The organism is Microcoleus sp. OTE_8_concoct_300, assembly GCF_031383065.1.
Classification (GTDB): Bacteria; Cyanobacteriota; Cyanobacteriia; order Cyanobacteriales; family Microcoleaceae; genus Microcoleus.
Genome location: NZ_JANMZH010000542.1, coordinates 1 through 13,741, shown reverse-complemented (window position 1 = coordinate 13,741; position 13,741 = coordinate 1). Strand labels below are relative to the sequence as shown.

The 13,741-nt window shown below is 43.8% G+C and carries 11 protein-coding genes and 2 pseudogenes; 5 read left to right on the top strand and 8 right to left on the bottom strand.

What is annotated here, in order from left to right:
• Together ACUVJL_RS25070 and ACUVJL_RS25065 are read left to right on the top strand one after the other, a co-directional pair.
• Nucleotides 1–117 (top strand): annotated as a pseudogene (locus ACUVJL_RS25070) (IS5/IS1182 family transposase); the annotation flags it as partial.
• A gap of 161 nt (nucleotides 118–278) precedes the next feature.
• Nucleotides 279–569, top strand: a complete 291-nt coding sequence (locus ACUVJL_RS25065) for a hypothetical protein (RefSeq protein ID WP_445248315.1) — start codon at nucleotides 279–281, stop codon at nucleotides 567–569.
• Between the two features lie 48 nt (nucleotides 570–617).
• On the opposite strand, the gene ACUVJL_RS25060 is transcribed toward ACUVJL_RS25065, so the two are convergent.
• A complete protein-coding gene (locus tag ACUVJL_RS25060; RefSeq protein ID WP_445248314.1) occupies nucleotides 618–1,115 on the bottom strand; it encodes a 2TM domain-containing protein in 498 nt (165 codons plus the stop codon).
• A 186-nt stretch (nucleotides 1,116–1,301) separates the two neighbouring features.
• Nucleotides 1,302–2,279: a hypothetical protein gene (locus ACUVJL_RS25055; protein WP_445248313.1), complete on the bottom strand. Its 978-nt coding sequence runs from the start codon at nucleotides 2,277–2,279 to the stop codon at nucleotides 1,302–1,304.
• Between the two features lie 821 nt (nucleotides 2,280–3,100).
• Here ACUVJL_RS25055 and ACUVJL_RS25050 point away from each other — a divergent pair.
• A pseudogene (locus ACUVJL_RS25050) lies at nucleotides 3,101–3,346 on the top strand (DUF255 domain-containing protein); the annotation flags it as partial.
• Between the two features lie 228 nt (nucleotides 3,347–3,574).
• Here ACUVJL_RS25050 and crtA read toward each other — a convergent pair.
• The 6 genes from crtA to ACUVJL_RS25020 all read right to left on the bottom strand — a co-directional run bounded on the left by crtA (nucleotide 3,575) and on the right by ACUVJL_RS25020 (nucleotide 9,240).
• The gene (crtA, locus tag ACUVJL_RS25045) at nucleotides 3,575–4,411 is read right to left on the bottom strand and encodes a cyanoexosortase A (protein ID WP_445248312.1); all 837 of its coding nucleotides are present in this window, start codon (nucleotides 4,409–4,411) and stop codon (nucleotides 3,575–3,577) included.
• A 1,161-nt stretch (nucleotides 4,412–5,572) separates the two neighbouring features.
• Nucleotides 5,573–6,454, bottom strand: coding sequence for a PEP-CTERM sorting domain-containing protein (locus tag ACUVJL_RS25040; RefSeq protein ID WP_445248311.1), 882 nt, complete (start codon nucleotides 6,452–6,454; stop codon nucleotides 5,573–5,575).
• Nucleotides 6,455–6,507: 53 nt separating this feature from the next.
• A complete protein-coding gene (locus ACUVJL_RS25035) occupies nucleotides 6,508–7,362 on the bottom strand; it encodes a PEP-CTERM sorting domain-containing protein (RefSeq protein WP_445248310.1) in 855 nt (284 codons plus the stop codon).
• Between the two features lie 53 nt (nucleotides 7,363–7,415).
• Nucleotides 7,416–7,679 carry a PEP-CTERM sorting domain-containing protein gene (locus tag ACUVJL_RS25030; RefSeq protein ID WP_445248309.1) on the bottom strand — a complete coding sequence of 88 codons (264 nt, stop codon included), beginning with the start codon at nucleotides 7,677–7,679 and terminating at the stop codon, nucleotides 7,416–7,418.
• Nucleotides 7,680–7,703: 24 nt separating this feature from the next.
• Nucleotides 7,704–8,156: a hypothetical protein gene (locus tag ACUVJL_RS25025; RefSeq protein WP_445248308.1), complete on the bottom strand. Its 453-nt coding sequence runs from the start codon at nucleotides 8,154–8,156 to the stop codon at nucleotides 7,704–7,706.
• 178 nt (nucleotides 8,157–8,334) lie between these two features.
• Entirely contained in the window at nucleotides 8,335–9,240 is a 906-nt protein-coding gene (locus ACUVJL_RS25020; RefSeq protein ID WP_445248307.1) for a PEP-CTERM sorting domain-containing protein, read from the bottom strand.
• A gap of 1,233 nt (nucleotides 9,241–10,473) precedes the next feature.
• Here ACUVJL_RS25020 and ACUVJL_RS25015 point away from each other — a divergent pair.
• Entirely contained in the window at nucleotides 10,474–10,749 is a 276-nt protein-coding gene (locus ACUVJL_RS25015; protein WP_445248306.1) for a hypothetical protein, read from the top strand.
• Between the two features lie 1,112 nt (nucleotides 10,750–11,861).
• The coding region (locus tag ACUVJL_RS25010; RefSeq protein WP_445248305.1) for a thioredoxin domain-containing protein at nucleotides 11,862–13,741 on the top strand (1,880 nt) is incomplete at its 3' end.

Sequence of the window (13,741 nt, the reverse complement as noted above, 5' to 3'; positions counted from 1 at the left end):
AGAATACTTTCATCAAGATATCGGAATCGAAGAAGGCGCTTCGGATTAAGATTTAATTTGATCGCTGGTATTTATAATTATGAACTTTCTTTAAAGACTAAATTAGAGATCGCCTGAGACTTTCGCAAGAGGTCTAATAATTTGGCGGTCGAGTTGCCGAATTCTTAAAATATGATATAGCAATCCTTGCAGGAGTCGTCAATTTTTTACCCCACCCCAGCCCTCCCCGAACTCGCGGGGAGGGAGTAAGAAATTCACAAATGATTTAGGATCGCTATATGCTATTCTTGGGAGAAGAATTAAAAGCAAGATTGCAGCAGCAGTGCGATCGCTTATCAGAATTAGAGAAACAGGTAATCTGCTGTATCGGGAATGAAATCCAGTCTGTGGCAATTTCTCAAATTCTAGAAAATGTGCAATTATCGCCATCGGAATTCTTCAATGTGCTGCAATCTTTGGGAAATCGAGCATTGATAGAAAAACAAGAACAGGATAATCAAGCGCTTTTCAATTTATCGCCAGTGGTGAGACAATATGTGAAAACTGAATATTCCCCCGAGGGAAGATGAGATGTAAGTCGTAAAGTGCGCACGGCGCACCATAAAAATGACTGCATATCACGACTGTAACCACTTCATAAACTTATCCGCAGCAGTGCCGATCGACTGTCCCACCTGTTTCTTCAAACGCCACCGCTGAAACGCTTGTTCGTAATCTTCCCCTTCAGTTTGATAAACATTCCAAGCATTCAGCGACAATCCCAATCCCCACGTTAGTAAAATGAAAAGCGACCAAGAAAGCTCGTGCGATCCTGCTAGATTAAACAAAACTAAAAAAGTATTGATAATGCCGTACTTTGTCACATTTTTCTGCAATTTGCGACGACGGTAAGTGTTAAAAACCAGCTTTTCTTGAAATTCTCCTCTAGTTGCTAACCATTGCTGTTCCGCCGCCAGAATATCCGCTTCGGAAATGCCCAATTCCGCCGCAATCTCGAAAAGCTGGACTCTGGATAATTCCCCTTCATCCTGTCGCTGCGCGATCGCAAGCTGTAAAATACCTTGAGCATCCTCTGAGGCGTAAATTTGATTTATTTGACTTTCATTTGTCGCCATAACAAGTTTCCTATAATTCCTGACATCCTTTCTATGATAGATATAAGCGCAGTTAAACGGCAGGTGGTGACATTGGCGGATTTCAACACCTTTTTAAGAACAGGCAAGATGCCTGTTCCACAATAAGTCAATTCTCTTGTGGAACAGGCATCTTGCCTGTTCCTGATACAGGTGCAAAAATCAATTTCACCCCAAAGTATACATCCAGCCATCCCTCGCGCAAATCCTCACAATTCCGTCCCAAACTACAGGCGTCGCCTCAAATGACAAACCCGGTTTAAATCTCCCAGATTCTATTACTTTTAAATGGTAAAACTCCCCTTTAGCATTCCTCAAAGCATTCTTATCCCCAGACTTCGCTCGTTCCCAGTTCAAATTGAACAAATAAACACCGTTGTATCCCGCACTGATCAGTTTATTACCATCGGTAAAAATCGGAGTAGAAATTGAAGAACCAATCTCTTTTTTAAACACTATTACAGGAGTATCGTAAGACTGCTTTCGCCAAGATACAGCAGTTTTTTTACCTGTAGTCATATCTTGGGAACCGATGTATAAATTGCCGTCGATCGCATTTGTGGCAAACAGCGCCGGGAACTCCCCTGAATTGTACTCATCATTCAAAGCCACCGAGCCAATTATCCCGCCTTCCCAGCTAGAAAGTCGGCGATTTCCCGTCGGCAAAAACCATTCGACACTGGCATTCGGTTCCTTGTTTGGATTCAGCTTAAGCACGCCGCCGTTGCCCTGAATGTATTGTTTTTCAATAGCACAAAACAGTTTTCCCGATTTAGAAATTACAGCACTTCCGTCCAAATCTGAACCAGTATAGAAATCCCATACTATCTTTTTAGTTTCAATGCTAATACCGTAAATATGACCGGAACCAGCAGCTATAAATATTCTATCTTTGAGCCTCGATGGCGATGATTCCGCTACCAAGTTTCCGCCGTGCTTGCTGATATCTCCTGCTGCATAAAGCTGTACTTCCGACAAGATATTTGGCTGCTTAATTCCTTGTTTTAGCTTTGCCTTACTTGTCGAACTATCAAGAAAATAGCCGATCGCATTTTCCCCCGCATTGAACAAAACGCCATCGCCGAGGTACAAAGCGCTGCTGTCATTATCCCGGCTGTAGCTGTTCTCCTGATGTCCAATTTCCAAAGTTCCTTGCCAGTTCTAAAAGATATTGCCCTAAAACTCGGCACGACATTGTTGCCACCACCGCCACTGCGACTGCCTTGCACAATCACAATTCTGTTTTCGGCGATCGCTTTTTCATCGATATAAATCGTTGATGAGCCTTTGATTATATCATCAAACTTATAGCGCCAAACTTCTTTATTGGTAGCAATATCTATTTTGTGCAGATTGTGGTCATAAGCACCTATAATTAAATAAGTTTTTTCCCCGTCTCTGGTAATTGTCGGCTGTCCAGTCCAACCGGCGCCGCTCCAAACTACAGACCTCCTTCCTATAAAAGTCCGGCCGCTTCCTAGTTGAAATTTGTCGATTAACTTCAAGCTTTTCGGAACACCTCTGCCGTAGAAGCGGCGCTGGTCGTTACCTAAAAATGTCGGGACTAATAATTCTATTTCTGGGTCTGCTTTCGCCAGCAAATTGTTAAGATTAGTTTCTAAGAAAGCTTGGTTGGAGGATTCTGTTTGACACTGTTTGAGAACAGCAGGAGGAACAGCCGCGCTCAGCAAAAATTGTCCAAGCTGTTGATTGAAGGTTCTCCGAGATGATAAACTCATGTTAGAGCGAGATAATCAGCCATAATATTAAAACATGATTAAGCTGTTCGGGATTTAAATTGTATGTCAAAAAACAATAAAACTCTTGTGGGGTGGGCGTCCCGCCCGCCCCGAATATGCAATTTAAATGCGCGACAGCTTATCGGCAACCACTCAACTAAAACAACTCGCCCTAAACTGCTAGAGAACTGACCAGCTTACCCAGCACGAGTTAAAGTATATTTGATTATGGTCAACCGTCTTGCTCAATCCCAAAGCCTTTACCTGCAGAAACACGCCGAAAATCCGATCGACTGGTGGCCTTGGTGCGACGAAGCCTGAGAAACGGCCCTGCGAGAAAATAAACCGATTTTCCTGTCCATTGGCTACTCTAGCGGTCACCGGTGTACGGTGATGGAACCAGAAGCATTTTCCGATCGCGCGATCGCCCCATACATGAATTCGCACTTTATACCCGTAAAAGTCGATCGCAAGCTGTAAAATACCCTGAGCATCCTCTGAACCGTAAATGTGATTTATTTGACTTTCATTTGTTCCCATAACAAGTTTTCTATAATTCCTGACCTCCTTTCTATGATAGATATAAGCGCAGTTCAACGGCAGGTAGTGACGGCGGATTTCAACCCCCGGACATTTGAGTGAGACTCCTGACTATTGGAGTGGAAATCGAAAAACCGATATATCACCTCAACTTTCAACTAATTAATTTCCAGAAGTTTGAATAATTTTGCTATCTCGTTTCAACATATATTGATAAAATATCCCAAACAAAATCACCGAAATCATCCCCACCACTAAAGAACCTTCACCCTCATGCCAATATTTAAACAAATCTAGGCGATTAGATGCAACTAACAAGGCCATGGTCGCCACTCTAAAAGCATTAATAATAAAACCACAAGCGACAGCTACACCTATTACCAAAGCTTTATTTTGTTTAGTAGGAAACATCAACAAACAAACTACAGATAAACCTAATAAGTAATTCATTGCCTCGATACCCGAACATCCCCCATCTACAAACACCCTTCCTGTCGGTAAAGCAACATAATTACCCTCATTTGTTACATTAAAACCCACATACCACAAAGAATAATAAGCAAACTTAGCAGTAATCGAGGTAATAATACCCACTAAAGGTAACGTAATTACACTGGGGATGCCATGAAAAAATAGTATTACCAATTCACGCCAATATTGTTTTAAATCCTGAAAACCTACCGCAATTAAGCTCAAACCTAAACCCGACAAAAAAGGTGCAATTCTTAAAAAATGATCGAATTTACTGGAAACCATAGCACTTTTAAATAAAATAAAAGCTATTAATATTGTCCCAGCGACTATCGATAATACGTCACTTTTTCCCTCACTCTGTTTGAGAATATCCTGCTTGTCCCAAAGTAGGGAACCCACAGCGAACCAAAAAACTATACTCATCCAAAAATGAGCAATATCCCCCAGTTTCCACAGGAGTGTCATATTCAGGGTTACTAAACCTGTGGCGATAATGATTAGCCCAAAAAGTTTTCTGTTCAACATTGGGATATTAGTTATGAGTTGATTGATTAAATCAATACTTCAGACCGTTTTTGATGGCCAACCGTAGAAGAAGGGTTTCAAAGCTATTCGGCAATCGAGCTAGCAAGAGAAAATCGAGGTTTTCAGACTACGAACTAAAAACAGTCCGGACTATTGTTAGATGATATCATAAAAATAGTACGGGATGCAGACAACTTAGTGGCTTGAAACCTTCCTAGGGAAACGACACTTCCGCTACGCGAGCGTGCATCACACACGGGATTTTAATGCCCGTCAATCTTTGATCTGATGTTAGTACACACTCTGGAACTTGATGGATGGGTGAGACTCAGATGTAACGCATAGCTCAGCATTAGGACACCTACTTAAAAGACGACTACTCGAAATGATGGGTTTGGTGCCTAGCAGCCACTTACTCAGCCCCGGCAAGCAAAGACTAACAAGTGAGTGAATCAACAAAATTAAAAACAAGTAGCCTCAATGAGGCTTGCATTTCTTGAGAGTAGACGCAATTGGCACCGCGCATCCTGTGACACTGAGGTTCGAGTAAATACGGCCTATCGAGTTACAGTTCGAGCAAGGATTAACGGTGATTATCTCCTTTTAAAGAATCGATCGTGTCTTTAGACTTGAGAGTGTCAAGTCCTTGAAATAAAACTATCAGTCCTGGACGCACGCGGGGCCTTCACCCAGGTTTCTGCGTCAATATCTCAAGGCAGCATCCACGATTTTTCGGATAAACCGGGTTTTCTTTGCCTTAGTCCTAACCATAGGAAACCTGGTTTTTTGATCAAACCAGCAAATAAATTTGTAGGGTGCGTCATTACTTGGCGAGTCTCGCGCCTCTTACCCCATTAATTGGGACACTCCGCACCTGATTAATTAGGTAAGTTCCCGCCAAAAATTGTGCGTCACCCTGACGGAACGACGCACCCTACTGACTCCTGTTTCCCCCCCTGCACGGGGGAAAACAGGAGTCAGGAGTACGATCCTTGTAGATTAAAGGTTTTAGCAATCTGAGAGTCCTAACTGCCCTCTTCTACTGCTTTAAATAACAGAATAAAAAACCTGGTTTCAGCGTGAAACCAGGTTTTTTAGACCTCTCATAAAATAATCAGTAGGGCAGTAGGGCCGGGAGCGAAAACCAGTTCAAATGATAGCCTATTGAGCTTTTTGAGCCCTCTCGCGTTGCTTTTTGAACATCGTACCAAACCCAACAGCAGCTCCCGCAGCAAGCATTGTTAAAGGTTCAGGAGTATCTTGAGTGTTGCCACTGCTGCTGCTGATGTAAGAATCGCTTGCACCATTTGGTAAGGCTTGAACGTGCAAACCTATTTTTAAGGCACCGCTATTCAAAGCGGACATTACGAGATTATAATCACCAGTAAAGCTCAATCCCAAACTTTCGCCACCTTGGATACCAAAGGCATTACCATCACCAGTTTTACGTGAGAAGGCATAGTTTGTGGTGAAGCCATTACCACCTTGAGGGAGCTGATCGTTACTAGCACCACCAATAAAGTCTACCAGACCAACGTTACCCCTGTTAACCAAGGGATTAGACAGATAGGTATCATCATCAAAAAAAGAATTCTTATCATCAAAAAAAACTTGACTGATAAACATACTAGGAGCTGCGGCATCTCCAGAGTTTTTGATGTTAAAAAGAACTGATTCACCCTGGTCAACTACGTCAAATGTAAAGCTATTTATATAGGCATCTCCAGGCGTATCCCCACCAGCGATATTACCAAAGCTGAAGGCCCAGGCCGGTGCTGCCGATACTGCACTAACAGCAGCGACACCGGCAACAGCTAAGAGCGATTTGACTAAAGTTAATGGGGATTTCATCCTAGGCACTTTTATTTTTAGGTAGAGGGGAATCTGGTTCTTTTCCTTCACATCTTCAATATAAACCGAAACAAAAGTTAACGCAATGAGGTTTGATGAAGAGTTGATGAAGATACTGCCCTCTTCTACTGCTTTAAATAACAGAATAAACAACCTGGTTTCAGGCTGAAACCAGGTTGTTAGACCTCTCATAAAATAATCAGTAGGGCATCAAGTCTGAAAGGAAAACCAGTTCAAATGATAGCCTATCGAGCTTTTTGAGCCTGAGCGCGTTGCTTTTTGAACATAGTACCAAACCCAACAGCAGCTCCAGCAGCAAGCATTGTTAAAGGTTCAGGAGTATTTTGAGTGTTGTCACTGCTGGTGCTGATGTAAGTAGCGCTTTGACCATTTGGTAAGCCTTCAACCTGCAAAGCTATTCTTAAGGCACCGCTATTCAAAGCGGTAATTATGCTATCATAATTACCACGAAAGCTCACTGGAAAATGTTCGCCACCTTGGAGACCCACTCCAGGGTTACGTGAGAAGGCATAGTTTGTGGTGAAGTTATTACCACCTTGAGACAGCTGCTCGTTACTAGGACCACCACTAAAGCTTACCTCACCAATGTTAGTACCGTAAAGCGAGGGAGCAGACAGATAGTTATTATCATCATCATCAAAAAAAACTTTACTGAAAAATATACTAGAATCTGCGGGATTTACCTCATTATAGATGTCAAAACGAACTGCTGAACCCTGCTTCTGTACCGTATATCTAAAGCTATTTACATAGGCATCTCCAGACGTATCCCCACCAGGGATATTACTAAAGCTGAAGGCGGAGGCAGGTGCTGCGGATACTGCACTAACAGCAGCGACACCGGCAACAGCTAAGAGCGATTTGACTAAAGTTAATGGGGATTTCATCCTAGGCACCTTGATTTTTAGGTAGAGTGGAATTTGGTTCTTTTCCTTCACATCTTCAATATAAACCGAAACAAAAGTTAACGCAATGAGGTTTAATGAAGATTTGATGAAGATACTACCCTCTTCTACTGCTTTAAATAACAGAATAAGAAACCTGGTTTCAGGCTGAAACCAGGTTGTTAGACCTCTCATAAAATAATCAGTAGGACATCAAGTCGGGAGCGAAAACCAGTTCAAATGATAGCCTATGGAGCTTTTTGAGCCCTCTCGCGTTGCTTTTTGAACATAGTACCAAACCCAACAGCAGCTCCCGCAGCCAGCATTGTTAAAGGTTCAGGATTATCTTGAGTGTTGCCACTGCTGGTGCTGATGTAAGAATCGCTTCCACCATTGGGTAAGCCTTGAACGTGCAAACCTATTTTTAAGGCACCGCTATTCAAAGCGGCAATTACCTTATTATAATTACCAGTAAAGCTCAATCCCAAACTTTCGCCACCTTGGATACCCAATACATTACCAGCACCAGTGTTACGTCAGAAGGGTTGGTTTGTGGTGGAGCCATTACCATCTTGAGGCAGCTGATCGTTACTAGCACCAACACTAAAGGCTACCTGACCAACGTTACCAATGTTAACCAAGGGAGCAGACAGAGAGCCTTTATCATCAAAAAAAATTTCACGGATAAACATACTATGATCCGCGGCATTTCCAGAGTTGGAAATGTCAAAATGAACTGCTGAACCCTGGTTAGCTACGTCAAATGTAAAGCTATTTTCAGAGGAATCTCCAGGCGTATCCCCAGCAGCGATATTACCCAAGTTGAAGGCGGAAGCAGGTGCTGCGGATACTGCACTAAGAGCAGCGACACCGGCAACAGCTAAGAGCGATTTGACTAAAGTTAATAGGGATTTCATCGTAGGCACCTTGATTTTTAAGTAGAGTGGAATCGGGTTTTTTCCCTTCACATCTTCAAGATAAACCGACACACAGGTTAACGCAATGAGGTTTGATGAAGTTTTGATGAAGATACTGCCCTCTTCTACTGTTGCTTTAAATAACAGACTAAAAAAACCTGGTTTCAGCGTGAAACCAGGTTGTTAGACCTCTCATAAAATAATCATTAGGGCCCTAGGACCGGGAGCGAAAACCAGTTCAAATGATAGCCTATTGAGCTTTTTGAGCCTGAGCGCGTTGCTTTTTGAACATAGTACCAAACCCAACAGCAGCTCCCGCAGCCAGCATTGTTAAAGGTTCAGGAGTATCTTGAGTGTTGCCACTGTTGCTGGTGATGTAAGAATCGCTTGCACCATTTGGTAAGGCTTGAACGTGCAAACCTACTCTTAAGGCACCGCTAGTCAAATCGGAAATTACGCTATTATAACTAGCCGCCCAGGCCAATCCCAATTTTTCGCCAGCCTGGATACCATATTTATTACCATCACCATTGTCACTGAAGAAGGCATAGTCTGTGGTGAAGTTTTTACCACCTTGAGGCAGCTGAGCGTTACTAGCACCACCACTAAAGCGTACATCACCAAAGTTATTAACGTTAGTCCAGGGAGCAGAGGAAGAAGACAGAGAGCCATTATCATCAAAAAAAACTCCAGCTATAAACATATCAGTAGCGGAGGGATTGCCAAAGTTAAAGATGTTAAAAACAGCTAATCCACCCTGGTTCTCTACAGTAAGTCCAAAGTTATTTGCATAGGCATCTCCAACCGGATCCCCACCAGTGATATTACTAAAGTTGATGGCGGAGGCCGGTGCTGCGGATATTGCACTAACAGCAGCGACACCGGCAACAGCTAAAAGCGATTTGACTAAATTTAATGGGAATTTCATTGTAGGCACCTTGATTTTTAAGTAGAGTGGAATCTGGTTCTTTTCCTTCACATCTTCAAGATAAACCGAAACACTGGTTAACGCAATTAGGTTTGATGAAGATTGGATGAAGATTGGATGAAGATTTGGAATCGGTTTTTTTTCCTTCACATCTTCAAGATAAACCGAAACACTGGTTAACGCAAGTAGGTTTGATGAAGATTTGATGAAGATTGGAAAGACGCTCATTTGACTTAGCGAAAATGGCTGATTGATGGTTCCTAACTAGGTATTTTATCGGTCGTAGATAAAAAAATAGGGCTGCTGTCACCCTGGCATTAGTCCTGTATTTGATTTCTTGAGAAAATAGTGCAATCCTTATTCCGTAAGGTTTCACACGGCTGAATTAGTTATAAAAATCTATTTTTAAAGTGATAAATTCTGCCTTTAAAACGTTTTTGATCCGTTAAGGTACGGTAGAAAAGTCTCATTTTGAGCTTTAGTGCTTGATAAAAATAAGTAAAAGCCGAGGGTGACATTTGAGGGTGCCGAATGTGGGCTATAACTCTGGACAAAAGTTTGGAACATATGCGGTGCGTCGATTCTCGGTTTCCAATTCAGGAAAAAGCGCCATTTAGAGAGATTAAAACTAGCCCTCCATACCCAATCAGTTGTAGCGGTGTACGCCAAACCGTAATGTTTGAGGAAAAAACGACGACGAAAGTCAAATTAATAGGTAGGGATAGGTTTCGGTGGCCGTTATTATCTGTTACCCCGGAATTGGGGTTTAGACGTTCACGGTACGATCGCACGGCTGCGCTTGGCTATCAGGAAAAGCAGGTAAGAGGGCTACGTTGAGTGCCAATTCCTTGATGTCGGTGTTTACCCTTCACATACCAGAATAATAGCTCAAAAAAAACTGCCTGCGATGGTTAAGGGGACACAGCATCAGGGCAGAAAATTGAGAATTCACCAAAAAGTCTCAAATCTGCCTGCTATGAAGTTTGAATAATGACAGAAATGGAGTCAACAAGCTGATCAATGCCTGCGTCAAGCCGCATCTGCTACCTTTGAACCGGCTTCGGCCCTGATGAGGACCGGCCACCGTCTCATGTTTACCAGATGAGGCCCGCTGAGCCCTTATTTCGGCGTGAGTGGTCAAGCGTCTATGAGGCGCTGCAAGATTGTAGACCAGACCCTTGAAAAATTGATGCAACTATATATCTAACAGATGTCACAAGTGGAACGCCCAGTATTGGCTTTCTTACCATACAGGGTGGTTGAGGCCTCATGCACCTACCCTCAAAGAGCGTACCTATGAAGATAAGCCTACCGCTTCGCCTCACGGCATACCTGTAGGTATCGCTCAAGGATATAGTACGATCGCACCGATACCGCACGGGCGATCGTCCGTTGCGCACTTCCGTTAACACACGAAGGTCTTACCAGTTGGGAAAACCCGATCGGTAAAGGCGCTCAACAATGAGCAGCGTGTGTGTCAGTATTTCCAGCATCGACCTCTCGGCTTATTTGATAGTGAGTATGGGTGTGTCACTCCACCCGTCAAGTGGTAGAGGACGACCAAAAACTCACGGGAACCAGTTTAAGCTTAACGACTCTCAAAGCTGGTGGAAGAACAAACTCTGGAATCCCTTGAGCCAAAACAAAGGAAAAATCAGACCCAGAAAATGGGATAATTTGCATTTTCGAGGCAGTCCCAAACATTCGATGACTCTGATTTTAGTAGAACGCTATTAAACTGTAACAGGCAAATTAAAAGCTCAACCTTTGTGTTCCGTTTGGGTTGGTATTCAAATGCCACCTCTCCATGAAATTTGCCAACTATATCTAGGTCGTTTTGCTATAGAGCATTGGTACCGCGAGTGCGAAACAAACCTGGCATTGGAGAATTCCGGAGCTGAGCGCTCAGCCAACAGTGTCAAGGATAAAGTGATTTGAGGCCATTGCTGACCTGGCAATTATGGTTAGCTAAAGATTTAGTGAGGGAAATTCGTCTACCCAGGCATTGGCTGCTCCCTGAATTGACCCCGGTCAGGGTTGTACAGTCAATGCTGCCAATTTTAATTAAGATTGGGATTCCGGCTGTTGCTCCCAAACTAGAAAGGAAATTCAGCCGGATGGCAAACAGGAAAACCTCCCACTCAAAGATGTCGCTATCCTGTGGTGAAAAAGGGTAAAGGTCGGTTTAAAAATTTGCCAAAATTCATCAGTTAACCTCTCCAGTTCTCTGGCTTATCAACCATTCTCTCCACGAGCGCTTTAGCTGAGCCAATTTGTGATCCGTCTCAACTCCAACCGGAACTTTGAGCGACTAAATGGAGACTCGAATTTCTGGGACATAGTTTTCGGAACGCCTCTACCATAAAATCTGCGCGGATCGTTACCTAAAAATGTCGGAACTAATAATTATATTTCCGGGTGTACTTGTGCTAAAAATTTGTTAATTAATTGTGTTTTTGGAAAAAGCTCAATTCCAAGATTCAGCTTGGCACTGTGTGAGAACAGCAGGAGGAACCGCCGCACTCAGCAACAATTGTCCAAGCCGTTTATTGAAGTTTCGTCGAGATGCTTGACTCATTTGAATCTAAATTATCAGTGATATTAAAACATGATGATAGGCAACAGCAAAAATAAAACATCTCGCGCTAAACTGCTAAAGAACTGATACCAATTTTTTATGAGGCTGCTGAGAATCCGATCCCCCCTAGCCCCCCTTAATAAGGGGGGGACAAGATCCCGATCTTTCGTCCCCCGTATTAAGGGGGATGCGAGGGGGATCGAGATATGTGCAACTTCACATTAAATTGGTATGACAAGCTTACCCAGCACGAGTTAAAGTATATTTGATTATGGTCAACCGTCTTGCTCAATCCCAAAGCCTTTACCTGCGGAAACACGCCGAAAATCCGATCGACTGGTGGCCGTGGTGCGACGAAGCCTTAGAAACGGCCCGGCGCGAAAACAAACCGATTTTCCTGTCAATTGGCTACTCTAGCTGCCACTGGTGTACGGTGATGGAAGGAGAAGCATTTTCCGATGGCGCGATCGCCCAATACATGAATTCGCACTTTATACCCGTAAAAGTTGATCGCGAAGAACGCCCAGATATCGACAGCATTTATATGCAAACCTTGCAAATGATGACCGGTCAAGGCGGTTGGCCGCTCAACGTTTTTCTCACTCCAGACGAGCGAGTTCCCTTCTACGGAGGCACTTATTTCCCCCTAGAACCCCGCTACGGACGGCCGGGATTTTTAGAAGTTTTGCAAGCAATTCGCCGCTTTTACGACACAGAAAAAGGCAAAGTAGAAACCTTCAAAGCAGAGATTTTAGGCAACCTCCAACAGACGGCAGCGCTCTCAGGAGTAACGGCCGAATTAAATCGCGAAATATTTCAAAAAGGCTTAGAACTCAACACCGGAATTGTTGCCGGCCACAACCCCGGACCCAGTTTTCCGATGATACCTTATGCTGAGCTAGCACTGCGGGGAACCAGATTTAATTTTGAATCAAAATACGACAGTAAACAAGTCTGCACTCAGCGCGGATTAGACTTAGCATTAGGCGGCATTTACGACCACGTAGCAGGGGGATTTCACCGCTACACGGTTGATGCGACTTGGACTGTGCCACACTTTGAAAAAATGCTCTACGACAACGGTCAAATTGTTGAGTATTTAGCAAATTTGTGGAGTGCGGGAATACAAGAACCGGCTTTTGAAACTGCGATTGCGCGGACAGTAGAATGGTTGAAGCGAGAAATGACCGCGCCCACAGGCTATTTTTATGCTGCACAAGATGCTGACAGCTTTACCCCCCCAACCCCCCCTTACCAAGGGGGGGCAGAAAATTCAACCCCCCCTTACCAAAAGGGGGCAGAAAATTCAATTCCCCCTTCCGAAGGGGGGTCAGAACCGGAAGAGGGAGCATTTTATGTGTGGACTTACGCCGAACTGGAACCACTATTAACTGCTGAGGAATTGGCGGAAATTAAAGCACAGTTTACTGTTAGCCGTAGCGGCAATTTTGAAGGCAAGAATGTATTGCAGCGGCGCCATCCGGGAAAACTGAGCGACACGGTAGAAACGGCTTTGGCTAAACTCTTCCAAGTTCGCTACGGTGGCCATCCCGATACAGTAAAAACCTTTCCGCCAGCCCGCAACAATCAAGAAGCTAAAAACGGCAGTTGGCCGGGTAGAATTCCGGCAGTTACTGACACGAAAATGATTGCTGCTTGGAATAGCTTAATGATTTCGGGCTTAGCCCGCGCTGCGGCTGTTTTTGGGAATTGGGAATATCTGGAATTAGCGGTGAAAGCTGCTAATTTTATTTTAGACAATCAGTGGACGGATGGGCGGTTTCAGCGGTTGAATTATGACGGAAAATCTGCTGTGACGGCGCAGTCGGAAGATTATGCTTTGTTTGTGAAAGCTTTGTTGGATTTGCATCAAGGGAGTTTGACTTTAGGAAAGGGGGAAGAGGCCAAACAGTTGCAGACTTCTCAGTTTTGGTTGGAGAAAGCTGTGCAGGTGCAAGAAGAGTTTGATGAGTTTTTGTGGAGCGTGGAATTGGGAGGATATTACAATACTGCTAAGGATGCTAGCGGAGATTTGTTGGTGCGGGAACGCAGCTATATAGATAATGCAACTCCGGCGGCTAATGGAATTGCGATCGCCTCTTTGGTTCGCCTCGCACTGCTGGGCCAGAATCTAGAATATCTCGATCGCGC